The organism is Campylobacter sp. RM16187, from assembly GCF_025319965.1.
Taxonomy (GTDB): Bacteria; Campylobacterota; Campylobacteria; order Campylobacterales; family Campylobacteraceae; genus Campylobacter_A.
Genome location: NZ_CP012549.1, coordinates 205,073 through 220,030 on the forward strand (window position 1 = coordinate 205,073; position 14,958 = coordinate 220,030).

The window sequence follows — 14,958 nt, forward strand, 5'->3', positions numbered from 1 at the left end:
TTGGCGAGATTATATCAAAATTTAGCCGCCTGTTTGGTAAAAGGCTCTGCTTGAAGTTTCGTTTGCGACTCCCGCTTCCCATCTGTTTTTCTCAGGCTTGTTTTGAAGCACTTTGCGTAAAACTTCGCTAGCACCCTTGACATCGCCGGCTTTTACCGCGTCTTTTATACTCATCGCGTCTTCAAAGTATAAGCACGGTATCAAAAATCCTTCGGCAGTTAAGCGGATCCTGTTGCAACTCTCGCAGAAATCATGCTTGTGCGGATCTATAATGCCAAATTTGTATCCGTCTTCAAGCATATAAATACTAGCAGGGCTTGTAGGCAGTTTGCCGTCGCTTATGACTTTGTATTTTTGCCCGATCACGTCTAAAATTTCAGCCGCTTTCATCCCTTTAAGCTCGTCGTCCGCGTGCATGTTTTCCATATGCTCGATAAAGCGAATTTGACAATCTCTACTCTTTGCAAACTCAAGCAGGCTTATTAGTTCATCGTCGTTTACGCCTTTTAGCGCAACCGTATTTATCTTTACTTTAAGTCCTGCGTCAAGTGCGGCTTCAAAGCCTGTTAAAACTTCGTGCAAGACGCTTTTTTGCGCGATAAATTTAGCTTTTTCTATTTTTAGGCTATCAAGAGACATATTTAGTCTTTTAAGGCCCGCGTCTTTAAGCGATCTTGCGTAGTGCTTTAGCATATAGCCGTTGGTTGTAAGGGCTAAATCTATATCGCTTTTATAGTCATGTATCATTCTTATAAAGCTATCAAGATCCTTTCTTAAAAGCGGCTCACCACCTGTGATACGGATCTTTTTTACACCCTCGTCAATTGCGACTTTAACAAATAAAAACAGCTCCTCAAAGCTTAGTAAATTCTCTTTTGGTGTCCATTCAAAAGGGGTTTTTGGCATACAGTACTTGCATCTAAAATTACAGCGTTGCGTTACTGAAATGCGCAGATAATCAACAACTCGTCCATGCCCGTCTATCAACATCTTTCTACCCTTAGTTAATTTAGATTTTTATCTAAACAAATTTATAAGCATTATATGGAGCTTACCTTTAAAATTTTTTAAATTTTGACTATTTTAGTGATGTTTATTTTTTATATTTTATAAGTTTAATTAGTTTTATTTATTTAAATGAGTTTATTAAATTTGAGGACAAATTCGACTTTGCCTATTCCAAGTCTAAGATCTTTGGCTATTGTTTCTATGTTTTTACCATCTTTATACATATCTATAATTCGTTTTTCGTCAGTTTCTTCACTATTTGATGTTATTTTTCCTATGGTTTTAGTTCGTTCTTCAAGTGTGTAGATCCTGTTTTGCTGCTCTTCTTGAAAGCTGTCTATGGAAGTTTCTATCCCTTTAAGAGTATTTACTATAGGGATGATTTTTGAGTTTATCTGCTCGTTTAGTCTTTGTTCTAATCGTAATTCTATCGCTTCTACATCTATATTTGCACTTCCTGCTATCTCTATATTGTTAAGTTGTTTTTTTAAGAGATGATTCTCTTGTATGATACCTTCTAATACTTTTTCATATCTTGAAAATTTCTTGCCAGCCTCCATGTCTTTAAACACTACCAATAAAAAAAGTATTACTAAAATAAGTCCAAGTCCAATAAAAATTATAAAATCGCTACCCATTATTTCCCCTTAACTCGCGTATCATCACGCGCTCTCTAGCCGTTACATATCCGTTGTAGTCGCTCTCATCGCTTTCATGCATCTTTATTATCTTGGCTGTTTTTTCATCAACCGCTTCAAAAAACACCGCTAAATCCCGCTTCGGAAATATCGGCATTGAAATTCTAGCGTAATAACTGCCTCCGGTGCTAAATTTAGCCTCTTTTATCGCAAAATTTTCAAAGCCGATGCCTTCTATCACCGAGCTTTCGTTAAGCTCAAGCTTTGAAATTTTTTCGTTTTTCAAATATGCGTTTAGTTCGTCAAATTTGCGGTGCAGTTCGGTTAAAAGCGTGAGCAAAACCTGATCGCTCTCTTTAGTTTCACCTCTTGCCTTAGCGCGCTTTAGCCACTGTCCAAGCGGATCATCCTCGCTACCGCTTAATTTATCAAATTCAAGCGTAAATTCGTCTTTTCTATCTAAAATTTCTTCAAAAACGATATCTAAATTCGCAGGATAAAGCCTCATAAATCTATCCAAATAAATATAAAAAACATGATTCCAAGATAGCCGTTTAGCGTAAAAAAAGCTCTATCTATTTTTGTAAAATCCCTGCGAACGATTCTGTGCTCTTCAAATAAAATTACTCCGCTTAATATAACCCCGATAAATGCCCAGAGTCCCAAATTTGCAGCCCAAGCAAATAGCAGCCAAAATAAAATCGCATTTATATGAAAAAGCGCAGAGATAAACATCGTAGCCTTTTCGCCATAAATCGAAGGTATGCTAAAAAGCCCTTTTTGTTTGTCAAATTCCATGTCCTGAAGCGAATAAAGCAGGTCAAATCCCGCAACCCAAAACATCACGCCAAGGCAAAGCAGCACGCTCCAAAGCGGTATGTTAGCAGTTATCGCTACGGCTCCTGCGATCGGAGCTAGCCCAAGCGATAAGCCAAGCACCAGGTGCGCAAGCTCGCTAAAACGCTTAAATAGCGAATATCCGCCAAGGATAGCTAAAATCGGAAACGACAGCCAAAATGCAAGATCGTTGATAAGCCAAGCAACTATCACGAAGATCGCGGCATTTGCGATGATAAAGAGAAGCAAATTTGAGCGTCCTATGCGCCCGTCCACGCTTGGTCTGTTTGCGGTGCGAGGGTTTAGTTTGTCGATATCTTCATCCATGTAGCGGTTAAAAGCCATCGCAAAATTTCTCGCACTCACTGCGCAGATAACGCCTAAAATAAGCAGTTTCCAGCCAAACCAAGCCGAGTTATTTACGTGCTTGCTCGCAACTATCATCGCCGTAAAGATAAACGGCAATGCAAAAACAGAGTGCTTAAATACGATCAGTTCGCCGATATCTTTTAACGTCGTTAGAAATTTTTGCATACTTTTCCATGAATTTAAGTTTTGCGTTATTTTATCTTAAATTGCAAAAATTTGCTAAAATTAAGCAGTTTGATATGAATTTAAAGGAAAACCTATGAGAGACGTAGTAGTTGTAGGAAGCGGAATTTCAGGGCTTTTTAGCGCTTACTGGTGTGTGAAAAACTCTCTTAGCGTAGCTGTCGTGTCCAAAACGCAAAAGCCTGAAACAAACGGCTTAAATACCCTAAATTTATTTTTAGGCGCGCACAAAAGCCTCTTTGATGAGGTTTTAAAATTTGCCAAAGGCGATGGCTTTGTAGGTTTTAAAAATTTAGCCGACAAGGCGTTTTTAAGCTGGCTTTTAAAATTTGGCGTAAATCAAACTAAGTCCAGCAAAAAGCTTGAAATTTTAACGCGTAGATACGGACTAAAAAGCTATGAAATTTATCAAAATTTAGCAAGCGAAATAGGCGATTTTGAGTTTGAAAACAGAGGCGAAGCGCTTTTGTTTTTTGATGATAAAAAATACAAATTTATGCTTGAAAATATCAAATTTCACGATGAAAATTTTGAAATTTTAGATGCGCACGATCAAAACGCATTCGGTTTTGTTAAAAACGGCGTCAAAGGAGCTTTAAATTTAAAGAAAAACGCAAGGCTGGACGCACAAAAACTCTATGAAAATTTAAAAGCGTTTTTAGAGCGAAGCGGAGTTGCTTTTATAAACGATGAGATCGTTGATTACGAGATTAGCGGAGATAAGGCAAAAGCTGCGATCGGAAGACTTGGCAGATACGAGGCAAGCAGCTTTATTCAAGCAAGCGGTGATGATAAATTTCTAGCTAAAAAGCTGGGTGTAAATTTAGATCTCATAAACGCAAAAATTTATGAAGTAAGCTTTGAAGCAAGTGAGGATATAACGCCTAAGATGCCGCTTATGGTAGATGATTTTGGAATGAGTATAGATGCTAAAAACGGGCTTATAAACATCGTCACAAAGCCGCAAATAAACGCAAAAGATGAGATGGTGGATATAAAAGAGATAAATGAAAATTTAGCTAAGCTAAAGCCGTATGCTTCATTTTTTGAGCTTAAAAATCCGACTTTTAAAGCTAAAAATTTGGCATTTACGCCAAATTCGCTGCCGATATTTGGACGAGATGAGAGCTATAAAAACCTGCTTTATATAAGCGGTTTTGGGCTAAATGAAAGCCTTTTTGCTCCGTGCGTTTCTAAAATTTTAACCGATATGATAGTGCGTGGCGTTTCAAACGAAAACAGCGATGACGTGCTGCTTTTTTCAGGTCTTATTTCGTGAAGGAACTTGCTCTCATAGGCGCTACGGCAAGCGGCAAGACTGATCTTGCTCTTAAGCTTGCAAGCGAATTTAACGGCGTTATTTTAAGCCTTGATTCCCTTTGTGTTTATAAACAGATCGATATCGCAAGCGCCAAGCCAAGCGAGGCGGAGCTTGCTAGTGTGAGGCATTTTGGGATAAATTTAATATATCCAAACGAACATTTTGACGTGGGAATGTTTTTTAAAATTTATAAGCAAGCCCGCGAATTTGCATTAGAAAGCGACAAAAATTTATTTATAACAGGTGGAAGCGGCTTTTATCTAAAATCCTTAATCTCAGGGCTCTCGCCAAAATTTGAGCGACTTGAAAGCGGACTTAGTAACTCTGAAATCCATGAATTCGCAAGTAAAATAGATCCTGAATTTGCCTCCAAATTTAGCCAAAACGATACATATAGGCTAAACAAATGGCTTGACATCTACGCTCATATTTTCAAGACCGAAAATCGCACTAAAGAGTTTGATACGCAAAATTTGATTAAAGCTGTGCAGGATAAATCGTGGCAAATTTTAGAGATCTTAACTCCGCCAAGTATTTATCTGCGCGAAAATACTTATGAGCCCATCATTTCAAATTTAAAAATTTTCGAGATAGTTTGGGACAAGGAAATTTTGCGTGAGCGCATAAAAATTCGCACCGAAAATATGCTTAAAAAAGGGCTTTTGGCTGAGGCAAAAATTTTGTTTGAGAAGTATCCTAGCGAGCCAAAACCGCTTAAGTCAATAGGTCTTAAAGAGTGCGGCGAATTTTTAAGAGGCAAGATCGATGAAAGCGAGCTTTTGGAGCTGATTTCAACGCATACGGCTCAGCTTGCCAAGCGTCAGCGCACATTTAACCGCTCTCAGTTTGAGGATAAATTTAGCGGCTCTATAAAAGAGTGCGAGGATAGGATCAGAGAGTTTTTGAGCTGATTTAAAATTTGCAGCTAAAATTGCTATAAAACAACAATAAAAAAGGAAAAATTTGCTAGTTCATATCTGCTGTTCTGTTGATAGTCACTACTTTTTACGCCGTTTGCGCGAGGATTTTCCAGACGAGGAGCTGATCGGCTATTTTTACGATCCAAATATCCATCCGTATAGCGAATTTTTGATGCGCTACGAGGACGTTAAGCGCTCGTGCGACGCGATGGGTATCAAGCTGATATGTGGCGAATACGACTATGAAAGCTGGCTTGCGGGAACCAAAGGGCTTGAGGATGAGCCTGAAAAGGGCAAGCGCTGCAAATATTGCTTTGATTTTCGCGTGGGAAGTTCGGCTGCTAAGGCGCTTGAGCTTGGACAAAAGTCGGTTACAACGACGCTTTTAATGAGTCCAAAGAAGGATTTTAGCCAGCTTGAAGCTTCGCTAAAAGAGGCGGTAGAGGGCTATGATCTTGAAGCTGTGGCGGTTGATTACCGAAAAAACGGCGGCACAAACGAACAGTTTGAGCTAGCAAAAAAAGATAAGCTTTATCATCAAAATTACTGCGGGTGCATTTTTGGTCTTAGCAAGCAGCGAGAGGCACAAAATTTGCCTTTAAGTGAGCTTGCAAGCGAGATAAACGGGCGGGTTTTGCCGGGCAGTATCGAAGAGCGGCTTGAGCTTTATAAAAAAGTGCGAGAGTGCGAAGAAAAGGGCGTGAAATTTCATCTTTCGCGCAAGTATTTTTTAAACTACCGTTTGCTTAGAGCAAGTGTGAAATTTGATAAATTCATTGTGCCTAGCTACTTTTTGCTCTACTCAAATTTTAAGCGTGCGAGCGTGAAATTTAGCGTAAATGAGGCAAAAAATTTGCTTGATGAGCTTAGAGACGGTGTAACGATGATGAGTTTAGCCAAATTTAACGAACTTACGGGGTGCAAATACACTAGCGTTAGCGAGCTTTGCAAAAATCCGCCAAGCGTGGAGGCTGAGCTAAATTTAAGGCGAGAAATTTGCGGGGATTTTAGCCAAAATCCTATAATTGTGCTTGATGAAATTTTAGTCGGTAGATATGAAATTTATGGCAAAAGCGTAACTTATAACGACAGCAGGGAAATTTTGGTTTTAGAGTAATTTTGTACTCGAAATTTGGCTTAAAATTTCCTGCCCAAAAAGCTAAAATTTAACTCAATAATCTTTCTCTTAGCAAAAATTAGCTAAAATCGGGTCTATATTTTAATGATTAAGGCTTAGCAGTGATAGATATAATGCAAATTCAAAAAATCCTCCCGCACAGATATCCTTTTTTGCTCATTGATAGAGTTGTAGAGATCGAGCCGGCAAAGCACATCGTAGCTTACAAAAACGTAACCATCGGCGAACCGGTTTTCCAAGGGCATTTTCCCGATCATCCGATATATCCTGGCGTTATGATCATCGAAGGCATGGCGCAAGCAGGCGGAGTGCTCGCGTTTAAGAGTATGAGCGATGAGCATCAGGCAGGCATTAAAAACAAAGTTGTCTATTTTATGAGCATAGATAGGGCTAAATTTCGCCATCCGATCCGCCCGGGCGACAAGCTTGAATACCGCCTTGAAGTGCTAAAACACAAAGGAAATATCTGGGTTCTTGACGGCAAGGCTTATGTGGACGGAGTGCTTGCTTGCGAAGCCGAGCTAAAAGCGATGATAGTAGATAAATAAAACTCGGTAAATAGGCAAAATTTGATGAAAAATATCCATAAAACAGCAGTCGTAGAAGAGGGCGCTAAGATCGGCGAAGACGCGATAATCGAAGCCTACGCCTATGTCGGAAAAGACGTGGTACTTGGTAACGGCGTGCTGGTTAAGCAGGGCGCTAGGATCGTGGGCGATACGCATATAGGCGATTTTAGTAAAATTTATAGCTACGCGATCGTGGGTGACATACCTCAAGATATCAGCTACAAGCCTGAAAGCGATACCGGTGTGCGAATAGGCAAAAACGCTACAATCCGCGAATTTTGCACAATAAACTCAGGCACGCATAAGGGCGATGGGCTAACCAGAATCGGCGATAGTGCATTTATCATGGCGTATTGCCACATAGCGCATGACTGCATAATCGGCAATAACGTAATTTTAGCAAACAACGCAACTTTAGCAGGGCACGTTGAGATGGGAGATTTCGCCGTGGTTGGCGGACTAACTCCTGTGCATCAGTTCGTGCGAATCGGCGAAAGCTGCATGATAGCAGGTGCAAGCGCGCTTAACCAAGATGTGGTGCCGTTTTGCTTAGCTGAAGGCAACAGGGCCTATATAAGAGGGCTAAATTTGGTTGGAATTCGCAGAAGATTTGATAAAGAAAATGTTGAAGAGATAAATAGGGCTTATAAATTTTTATTTAGACACGAAGGCGGGTTAAAAGAGGCTGCAGGCGAGCTTTTAAAAACCCAAAATAACGAAAATGTAAAAAAAATGTGCGAATTTATACTAAGCACGACGCGGGGAATTCCGCTTGCAAAAGGAAGAGAATAATGGCAAAAAAGTGTAATTTTTGCGGCGAAGTCGAATCAAGCGACAGAAGGCTGCTATCTGATATAGACGGGCATGCTTTCATATGCGAATACTGCATAAATGCCGCTTACAATATGATTTACGGCGATACCAGCCTTGAAAAAAACGAAGAAATTTTAAAGCATGATTATAAAAATTTGACCCCAAAAGAGTTAAAAGAGGTGCTTGATAACTACGTCGTGGGTCAAGATACTGCAAAAAAGGTATTTAGCGTAGGAGTTTATAACCACTACAAGAGAATTTTTAAGCAAAGCGAGATCGAGGATGATACCGAAATTTCAAAGTCAAATATCTTGCTTGTAGGACCTACAGGAAGCGGTAAAACTCTGATGGCTCAGACTTTAGCTAGATTTCTTGATGTGCCTATAGCTATTTGTGACGCGACAAGCCTAACCGAGGCGGGATACGTAGGCGAAGACGTGGAAAACATCCTAACTCGCTTGCTTCAGGCGGCTGACGGCGATGTGAAAAGAGCCGAGCAGGGCATTGTATTTGTCGATGAGATCGATAAGATAGCAAGGATGAGTGAAAACCGCTCGATAACTCGCGATGTCTCAGGCGAAGGCGTGCAGCAAGCGCTTCTTAAGATAATCGAAGGAAGTGTCGTAAATATCCCTCCAAAAGGCGGCAGAAAGCATCCTAATCAAGACTTTATCCAGATAGATACTTCAAATATCTTGTTTGTTTGCGGTGGGGCGTTTGACGGACTTAGCGATATTGTTGAAAGACGTATCGGTAAAAACGTGCTTGGATTTAACCAAGATAAGCGCAGTAAGGATGAGAGGTCAAATTTGCTCCAGCTACTTGAGCCTGATGATCTGGTGCATTTTGGGCTTATACCTGAGCTTATCGGAAGGCTTCACGTCGTAGCTACGCTAAATGAGATAACCGAAGATGATATGGTGAGAATTCTTACCGAGCCAAAAAACGCGATCTTGAAGCAGTATCAAAAGCTATTTGCGATAGATAAAGCCACACTTAAATTTGACGATGAGGCGCTAAGAGAGGTTGCTAGACTTGCCATCGAGCGAAAGACCGGTGCAAGAGGGCTTAGAAGCATAATGGAAGAGGTAATGGTAGATATCATGTATGAGCTGCCGGAGCTTGGCGGATATGAGGTGGTGATCACAAAAGACGTAGTAAGCGGCGGTGCTAAGCCGATTTTAGTAAAGCAAAACAAACTAAGTGCATAATATAAAAGGTAAAAGATGATTTTAGATCAAATTATTGGATTTTTCTCAAGTGATATGGGTATAGATTTGGGCACGGCAAACACGCTTGTGTTGGTAAAAGATAAGGGTATCATCATAAATGAGCCTTCGGTAGTTGCCGTGCAACGTGAAAAATACGGTAAGCAAAAAATTCTAGCAGTAGGACATGAGGCTAAAGATATGGTCGGTAAAACTCCGGGCGATATCGAGGCTATAAGACCGATGAGAGACGGCGTTATAGCGGACTTTGATATGACTGAAAAGATGATTAGATACTTTATAGAAAAGACTCACAGACGTAAAAGCTTCATCCGTCCGCGCATCATCATCTCAGTACCTTACGGTCTAACTCAAGTTGAGAGAAAAGCCGTCAGAGAAAGTGCGCTTAGTGCGGGCGCTAGAGAGGTGTTTTTGATAGAGGAGCCTATGGCTGCAGCGATTGGAGCAAATTTGCCGGTTCGTGAACCGCAAGGAAATTTAGTTGTCGATATCGGCGGCGGCACGACTGAGATAGGAGTTGTCTCCTTAGGAGGTCTGGTTATTAGTAAATCAATTCGCACTGCCGGCGATAAGATCGATATGAGTATAGTAAACTACATAAAAGAAAAATATAACCTTTTAATAGGCGAAAGAGCGGGAGAGGACATAAAGATACAAGTAGGCTCTGCTATACAGCTTCCTCAAGAGCTTACTATCGTGGTCAAAGGGCGCGATCAGGTAAGCGGACTTTTAAGCAGGATAGAGCTAACCAGCGAAGATGTGCGAGAGGCGATGAGAGAGCCCCTTAAAGAGATAGCTGACGCTCTAAAAACAGTGCTTGAGATGATGCCGCCTGATCTTGCCGGTGATATTGTAGAAAATGGAGTGGTTTTAACAGGTGGCGGAGCTCTGATAAGAGGACTTGATAAGTATCTATCCGATATAGTTAAGCTTCCTGTATTTGTAGCCGATGAGCCGCTAATGGCTGTTGCAAGAGGAACCGGTAAGGCCTTGGAAGAGATAGGACTTTTGCAACAACTAACAAATGAAGAGTAAAATTTTATTTGTTATTTTAATCGGAGCCTTGGTGCTTGGCTCTCTTTACAAGGGTGAGATATTTAGCAAAGAGGTTGTAAATTTAAATAGCTCTATTGTCAAAATGTATGATGATGGCATTAAAATTATAGTCAACAAGGTAAATGAGCATTTTAGACAAAAAGAGGAGATAATATCTCTTAGGACTCAAAATGCTGAGCTTGAAAAGTCTGCCGTTCTTTTGGCCTCATTTGCCAAAGAGCTAAATGAAATTTTGATAGATAAAAATTCAAGCATATATGAGCCCAAAATTCAGCTCGTTAGAGCGTTAAGCTATGTAAATATAAGCGATTATAATAAAATTTGGCTTGATAAATTTGATGATTTTAATAGCTCTAAAATTTATGGGCTTATCTATCAGGGCAAGAGTGCCGGCATAGTAATATCCAAAGACGATCGCCCTATGGCTATCTTGCAAAATGATCCTAAAAATATATTTGCGGTTTTTGTGGGAAATGAAAAGATCCCAGGTATAGCACATGGCAATAAAAACGGACTTTTGATAAAATTTATTCCTCAATGGCTTCATCCAAAAGAGGACGATGAGGTCTATACAAGCGGGCTTGACGGGATATTTTTCAGCGGAGTTCCTGTAGGAAAGGTTACAAAAGTTATCGAAGAGAGTTTATATAAGAGCGTATTGGTAGAGCCGTACGTAAAAGTTGATATTCCATCATATCTATATGTAGTTACAAAGGAAAAATAATGCCAAAAAGAGAAGATATAAAAACAGTTTTATTGATAGGTTCAGGACCTATTGTTATCGGTCAAGCCTGCGAATTTGATTATAGTGGCACGCAAGCGGCTAAGACTTTAAAGAGTTTAGGCTATAAGGTCGTGCTTATCAACTCAAATCCGGCTACGATCATGACCGATCCTGATTTTGCAGATGCTACTTATGTAGAACCTATTACAAAAGAGAGTATAAAACGTATAATAGATAAAGAAAATGTAGATGCCATTTTGCCTACTATGGGTGGACAAGTGGCTCTAAACGTGGCTATGCAGCTACATGAATCAGGAATGCTTGAAGGCGTGAAATTCTTAGGCGCTAGACCTGAGGCGATCAAAAAGGGTGAGGATAGGCAGGAATTTAAAGCCGCTATGCAAAGAATAGGTATGGATCTGCCAAAGAGTAGATACGCTTATAACCTTGAAGAAGCTATGTCGGCTGCTAATGAGATAGGATTTCCTCTGATTATTAGGGCCTCTTTTACTCTAGGTGGTGCAGGAAGTGGAGTTGCATATAATATTGATGAGTTTAGAGAGCTTGCGCAAGCTGGTATAGATGCAAGCCCGATACATGAAATTTTAATAGAGGAGAGTTTGCTTGGTTGGAAAGAGTATGAGATGGAGGTTATTAGAGATAGCAAAGATAATTGCATCATAGTATGCTCTATCGAAAACCTCGATCCAATGGGTGTGCATACAGGAGATTCTATAACTATAGCCCCAGCGCTTACTCTAACAGATAAAGAGTATCAAAAGATGCGCGAAGCAAGCTTTGCTATTATCAGGGAGATAGGCGTAGATACCGGTGGAAGCAATATGCAGTTTGCTATAAATCCGAAAAATGGCAGAATGGTAGTTATAGAGATGAATCCACGCGTATCTAGAAGCTCTGCACTTGCCAGTAAGGCTACCGGTTATCCTATAGCAAAGGTTGCTACTCTTCTTGCCGTCGGTTTTAGCCTGGATGAGATAAAAAACGATATAGCCGATACTCCTGCATCAAGAGAGCCTGCAATTGATTATATAGTGACTAAAATTCCTCGCTTTACTTTTGAAAAATTTCCAGGTGCGAATCCATATTTAGGCACTGCGATGAAGTCTGTGGGCGAAGTAATGGCTATAGGAAGAACGTTTAAAGAGAGTATCCAAAAGGCACTTTGCTCTATGGAGAAGGATTTTTACGGATTTAACTTTTTAAATTTAGATAAGAACGCTCTCATATACGGACTTAGAAATGCTAATGAAAATCGTCTTTTGATGATTGCTCAAGCATTTAGAGATGGACTTAGCATAGATGAAATTAACGAATATAGCAAGATAGATCCTTGGTTTTTGGATCAAATTCGCCAAATAGTTGAATTTGAAGACCGCATAGATATGGATATCTTAAACGATGAAAATTTACTTAGAGAAGCTAAATCAATGGGCTTTAGCGATAAGATGATAGCTCATCTTATAAATTTAAAAGACAATCTTGAGCTTAGTCAAAATGACATCTATTTTGCCAGAAATAAGCTTGGTATTAATCTTGAATACAATGAGGTAGATACTTGCGCAGGAGAGTTAAAAGCGCTTACTTCGTATCTGTATTCTACGACAAATATCACTAAAATTCCACAAAATTTATTAGCCGATGATTCTAAAAAAGTGATGATAATAGGCGGTGGACCAAACCGAATAGGTCAAGGCATAGAATTTGATTATTGCTGCGTGCATGCAAGCTACGCTCTTCGCGATCTTGGCGTAAAGACTATAATGTATAACTGTAATCCAGAGACTGTATCAACAGATTACGACACGAGCGATGTGCTTTATTTTGAGCCGATTGATTTTGAGCATGTACGCTCAGTCATCGAACGCGAAAAGCCAGATGGAGTGATAGTGCATTTCGGAGGACAAACTCCTCTTAAATTTGCTAAGCGCTTAACTATAGCCGGTGCTAAGATTATCGGAACTACTGCTCGCGTTATTGATATCGCAGAAGATAGAAAGAAATTTAGCGAATTTATAAATAAAATCGGAGTAAAGCAACCCGTTAACGATACCGCTACAAGCGAAAGCGAGGCTATTAGAAAGGCTAATACCATAGGCTATCCGGTGCTTGTGCGTCCTAGCTATGTACTTGGCGGACGTGCTATGAGAAGAGTTCATAGTGAGGCTGAACTAAAAGAGTATATGAGCGAAGCTGTGAATGTAAGCAACAATTCTCCTGTATTGCTTGATAAATTCTTGCAAGATGCTATTGAGCTTGATGTCGATGCAATAAGCGACGGCAAGGATGTATATATCGGTGCTATTATGCAGCATATCGAGGAGGCGGGCATCCACTCAGGCGATAGCGCGTGCATACTGCCACCAATGAGTTTAAGTAGCGAGATGATAAAAAAAGTCGAGAGCCAAACTCGCGATATAGCACTAAATTTGGGCGTTGTGGGACTTATGAATATCCAGTTTGCTATCTATCAAAATGAGCTATATATGATAGAAGTAAATCCTCGCGCAAGTCGCACCGTGCCTTTTGTAAGTAAGGCTACGGGCGTTCCTATGGCAAAGGTTGCAACCCGCGTTATGTGGCAAGGAAATTTGCGTGAAGCGCTTAAATTTTACGACGCTTACGGAGTCGTCTTTGAAGAGGAGGGCATCCTAAAACCGCGCGTTAAAAATCACGTTTGCGTTAAAGAAGCGGTATTTCCGTTTAATAAACTAAGCGGCGCAGACTTAATCCTTGGCCCTGAGATGAAATCAACAGGCGAAGTTATGGGTATCAGCAGTGATTTTGCAAGAAGCTTTGCTAAGTCACAAATTGCAGCCAGCAACTCGCTACCTACAGGCGGACTCGTCTTCTTAACTCTTGCAGATAATGACAAGACATATGCTATTAATCTTGCAAAAGAGTTTATAAAATTAGGGTTTAAGATTATAGCAACAGGTGGAACGCATAAAATTTTAAAAGATAGCAATGTAGATGCGGAATTTGTGTATAAGATAAGCGAGGGTCGTCCAAATATAGAGGACAGGCTTAAAAATGGCGATATATCTTTAGTTGTAAATACAAGCGATAGTAAGTCAAATGCCGAGGATGGCAAGAAAATTCGCCAAAATATCTTGCGATTTAAAATTCCTTACTTCACTACTATAGCTGCTGCACTTGCCGCTGCTAAGTCGATTAGAAGCGTTCAAGACGGTTCAGCACATGAGGTAAAATCACTTCAGGAGTATTTGGGCTAAAAGCAATAGCATGAAGCAAAAAGATTTCGTCATAAAGGCTATGGTTGAAAACGGAAATTTGGCTACGTTTTCACAGCTTTATAGACTAACCGATGTTAGTTCGTGGCAGACTAAAACTCCGTTTGCCACGATACGCAGGATAGTTCAGACAAATAAAGAGTTTTTTAAAATTCAGCCCGGGCTTTGGGGGCTTAGCGAATTTAAAAGCGAAATTTTATCAAAGCTTAATATAAAAGAGATTGCACGAGAAAACGAGTTTACTCACTCTTATTTTCAAGGCATTATCGCTCAGATAGGCAATTTAAGAAATTTTTATACTTATATACCGCCGCAAGATAAGAATAGATTTTTCATCGATAAAAAACTGCATGAAGTAGCTACGACTAGTAAAATTTATGAATTTTCTTATCCAAAAATCATAAAATTTGCTAAAACTATCGATGCGATATGGTTTAACGAGCGCAAGCTACCTCATTCATTTTTTGAAGTAGAACACTCAACTGATTTTAAAAATTCTCTTAATAAATTTTACGAACTTCAAGACTTTAACGCTAAGATGTTTATAGTAGCCGATAAAAATAGACGTGCTCAATTTAATAGCGTAATTAGCGCATCTATATATGAAAGTATAGCCAGTAGCGTGCGTTTTGTTGATTATGATAGCATAGTAAAACTATATGAAAAAGAAAATTTAAAGGTTCAAGTTGGAATTTGAAGTTCAAATCACCGAGACACTTGTAAAAAAGCTTTTTATTAAAGCAGAAAATAAGGAAGTTGCACGTAAGATTGCAAAATCAGCTTATGAAAATTGCGAAATAGTTTTAAATTCGGATGATTTTTGCGATGTTGAGTTTGAAATCAAAGAGCAAGTTAAGCTGAAATCTGAAATTTAGGGCAAA

15 protein-coding genes are annotated in these 14,958 nt (G+C 39.7%); 11 read left to right on the plus strand and 4 right to left on the minus strand.

Annotated elements, in window-relative coordinates; translation table 11 throughout:
• Nucleotides 1-21 precede the first annotated feature (21 nt).
• The 4 genes from moaA to mqnP form a co-directional block, all read right to left on the minus strand.
• Nucleotides 22-990, minus strand: coding sequence for a GTP 3',8-cyclase MoaA (moaA, locus tag CDOMF_RS01230; protein ID WP_260952091.1), 969 nt, complete (start codon nucleotides 988-990; stop codon nucleotides 22-24).
• A 143-nt stretch (nucleotides 991-1,133) separates the two neighbouring features.
• Nucleotides 1,134-1,646 (minus strand): DUF6115 domain-containing protein, encoded by a 513-nt coding sequence (locus CDOMF_RS01235; protein WP_169973547.1) that lies wholly within the window; start codon nucleotides 1,644-1,646, stop codon nucleotides 1,134-1,136.
• Nucleotides 1,639-2,154: a hypothetical protein gene (locus tag CDOMF_RS01240; protein ID WP_260952092.1), complete on the minus strand. Its 516-nt coding sequence runs from the start codon at nucleotides 2,152-2,154 to the stop codon at nucleotides 1,639-1,641. The genes CDOMF_RS01235 and CDOMF_RS01240 overlap by 8 nt, the downstream gene beginning before the upstream one ends.
• Nucleotides 2,151-3,017, minus strand: coding sequence for a menaquinone biosynthesis prenyltransferase MqnP (gene mqnP, locus CDOMF_RS01245; RefSeq protein ID WP_260952093.1), 867 nt, complete (start codon nucleotides 3,015-3,017; stop codon nucleotides 2,151-2,153). Before mqnP ends, CDOMF_RS01240 begins: the two co-directional genes overlap by 4 nt.
• Nucleotides 3,018-3,111: 94 nt before the next feature.
• On the opposite strand from mqnP, the gene CDOMF_RS01250 reads away from it, so the two are divergent.
• The 11 genes from CDOMF_RS01250 (at nucleotide 3,112) to CDOMF_RS01300 (ending at nucleotide 14,952) form a co-directional block, all read left to right on the plus strand.
• Nucleotides 3,112-4,314, plus strand: coding sequence for an NAD(P)/FAD-dependent oxidoreductase (locus CDOMF_RS01250; protein WP_260952094.1), 1,203 nt, complete (start codon nucleotides 3,112-3,114; stop codon nucleotides 4,312-4,314).
• Nucleotides 4,311-5,267, plus strand: a complete 957-nt coding sequence (locus CDOMF_RS01255; protein ID WP_260952096.1) for a tRNA (adenosine(37)-N6)-dimethylallyltransferase — start codon at nucleotides 4,311-4,313, stop codon at nucleotides 5,265-5,267. The genes CDOMF_RS01250 and CDOMF_RS01255 overlap by 4 nt, the downstream gene beginning before the upstream one ends.
• A 52-nt stretch (nucleotides 5,268-5,319) precedes the next feature.
• Complete coding sequence (locus CDOMF_RS01260) at nucleotides 5,320-6,393, plus strand: epoxyqueuosine reductase QueH (RefSeq protein ID WP_260952097.1); 1,074 nt, start codon at nucleotides 5,320-5,322, stop codon at nucleotides 6,391-6,393.
• Between the two features lie 122 nt (nucleotides 6,394-6,515).
• Nucleotides 6,516-6,962, plus strand: coding sequence for a 3-hydroxyacyl-ACP dehydratase FabZ (gene fabZ, locus CDOMF_RS01265; RefSeq protein ID WP_260952098.1), 447 nt, complete (start codon nucleotides 6,516-6,518; stop codon nucleotides 6,960-6,962).
• Nucleotides 6,963-6,986: 24 nt separating this feature from the next.
• Nucleotides 6,987-7,775 carry an acyl-ACP--UDP-N-acetylglucosamine O-acyltransferase gene (gene lpxA, locus CDOMF_RS01270; RefSeq protein ID WP_260952099.1) on the plus strand — a complete coding sequence of 263 codons (789 nt, stop codon included), beginning with the start codon at nucleotides 6,987-6,989 and terminating at the stop codon, nucleotides 7,773-7,775.
• On the plus strand, nucleotides 7,775-9,007 hold the full coding sequence (gene clpX, locus CDOMF_RS01275) for an ATP-dependent Clp protease ATP-binding subunit ClpX (RefSeq protein WP_260952100.1): 1,233 nt from the start codon (nucleotides 7,775-7,777) through the stop codon (nucleotides 9,005-9,007). Before lpxA ends, clpX begins: the two co-directional genes overlap by 1 nt.
• 15 nt (nucleotides 9,008-9,022) lie before the next feature.
• Nucleotides 9,023-10,060: a rod shape-determining protein gene (locus CDOMF_RS01280; RefSeq protein WP_169973529.1), complete on the plus strand. Its 1,038-nt coding sequence runs from the start codon at nucleotides 9,023-9,025 to the stop codon at nucleotides 10,058-10,060.
• Nucleotides 10,050-10,805 (plus strand): rod shape-determining protein MreC, encoded by a 756-nt coding sequence (gene mreC / locus CDOMF_RS01285; protein ID WP_260952101.1) that lies wholly within the window; start codon nucleotides 10,050-10,052, stop codon nucleotides 10,803-10,805. Before CDOMF_RS01280 ends, mreC begins: the two co-directional genes overlap by 11 nt.
• Entirely contained in the window at nucleotides 10,805-14,059 is a 3,255-nt protein-coding gene (gene carB / locus CDOMF_RS01290) for a carbamoyl-phosphate synthase large subunit (protein WP_260952102.1), read from the plus strand. Before mreC ends, carB begins: the two co-directional genes overlap by 1 nt.
• 10 nt (nucleotides 14,060-14,069) lie before the next feature.
• Nucleotides 14,070-14,774, plus strand: coding sequence for a hypothetical protein (locus CDOMF_RS01295; protein WP_260952104.1), 705 nt, complete (start codon nucleotides 14,070-14,072; stop codon nucleotides 14,772-14,774).
• Nucleotides 14,764-14,952 (plus strand): DpnD/PcfM family protein, encoded by a 189-nt coding sequence (locus tag CDOMF_RS01300; RefSeq protein ID WP_260952105.1) that lies wholly within the window; start codon nucleotides 14,764-14,766, stop codon nucleotides 14,950-14,952. The genes CDOMF_RS01295 and CDOMF_RS01300 overlap by 11 nt, the downstream gene beginning before the upstream one ends.
• Nucleotides 14,953-14,958: the final 6 nt, after the last annotated feature.

Excerpts from the sequence above, each read along its gene's own strand:
- moaA (WP_260952091.1), bottom strand. The coding sequence starts at position 990 with ATGTTGATAGACGGGCATGGACGAGTTGTTGATTATCTGCGCATTTCA.
- CDOMF_RS01235 (WP_169973547.1), bottom strand. The coding sequence starts at position 1,646 with ATGGGTAGCGATTTTATAATTTTTATTGGACTTGGACTTATTTTAGTA.
- CDOMF_RS01240 (WP_260952092.1), bottom strand. The coding sequence starts at position 2,154 with ATGAGGCTTTATCCTGCGAATTTAGATATCGTTTTTGAAGAAATTTTA.
- mqnP (WP_260952093.1), bottom strand. The coding sequence starts at position 3,017 with ATGCAAAAATTTCTAACGACGTTAAAAGATATCGGCGAACTGATCGTA.
- CDOMF_RS01250 (WP_260952094.1), top strand. The coding sequence starts at position 3,112 with ATGAGAGACGTAGTAGTTGTAGGAAGCGGAATTTCAGGGCTTTTTAGC.
- lpxA (WP_260952099.1), top strand. The coding sequence starts at position 6,987 with ATGAAAAATATCCATAAAACAGCAGTCGTAGAAGAGGGCGCTAAGATC.
- clpX (WP_260952100.1), top strand. The coding sequence starts at position 7,775 with ATGGCAAAAAAGTGTAATTTTTGCGGCGAAGTCGAATCAAGCGACAGA.
- CDOMF_RS01280 (WP_169973529.1), top strand. The coding sequence starts at position 9,023 with ATGATTTTAGATCAAATTATTGGATTTTTCTCAAGTGATATGGGTATA.
- mreC (WP_260952101.1), top strand. The coding sequence starts at position 10,050 with ATGAAGAGTAAAATTTTATTTGTTATTTTAATCGGAGCCTTGGTGCTT.
- carB (WP_260952102.1), top strand. The coding sequence starts at position 10,805 with ATGCCAAAAAGAGAAGATATAAAAACAGTTTTATTGATAGGTTCAGGA.
- CDOMF_RS01295 (WP_260952104.1), top strand. The coding sequence starts at position 14,070 with ATGAAGCAAAAAGATTTCGTCATAAAGGCTATGGTTGAAAACGGAAAT.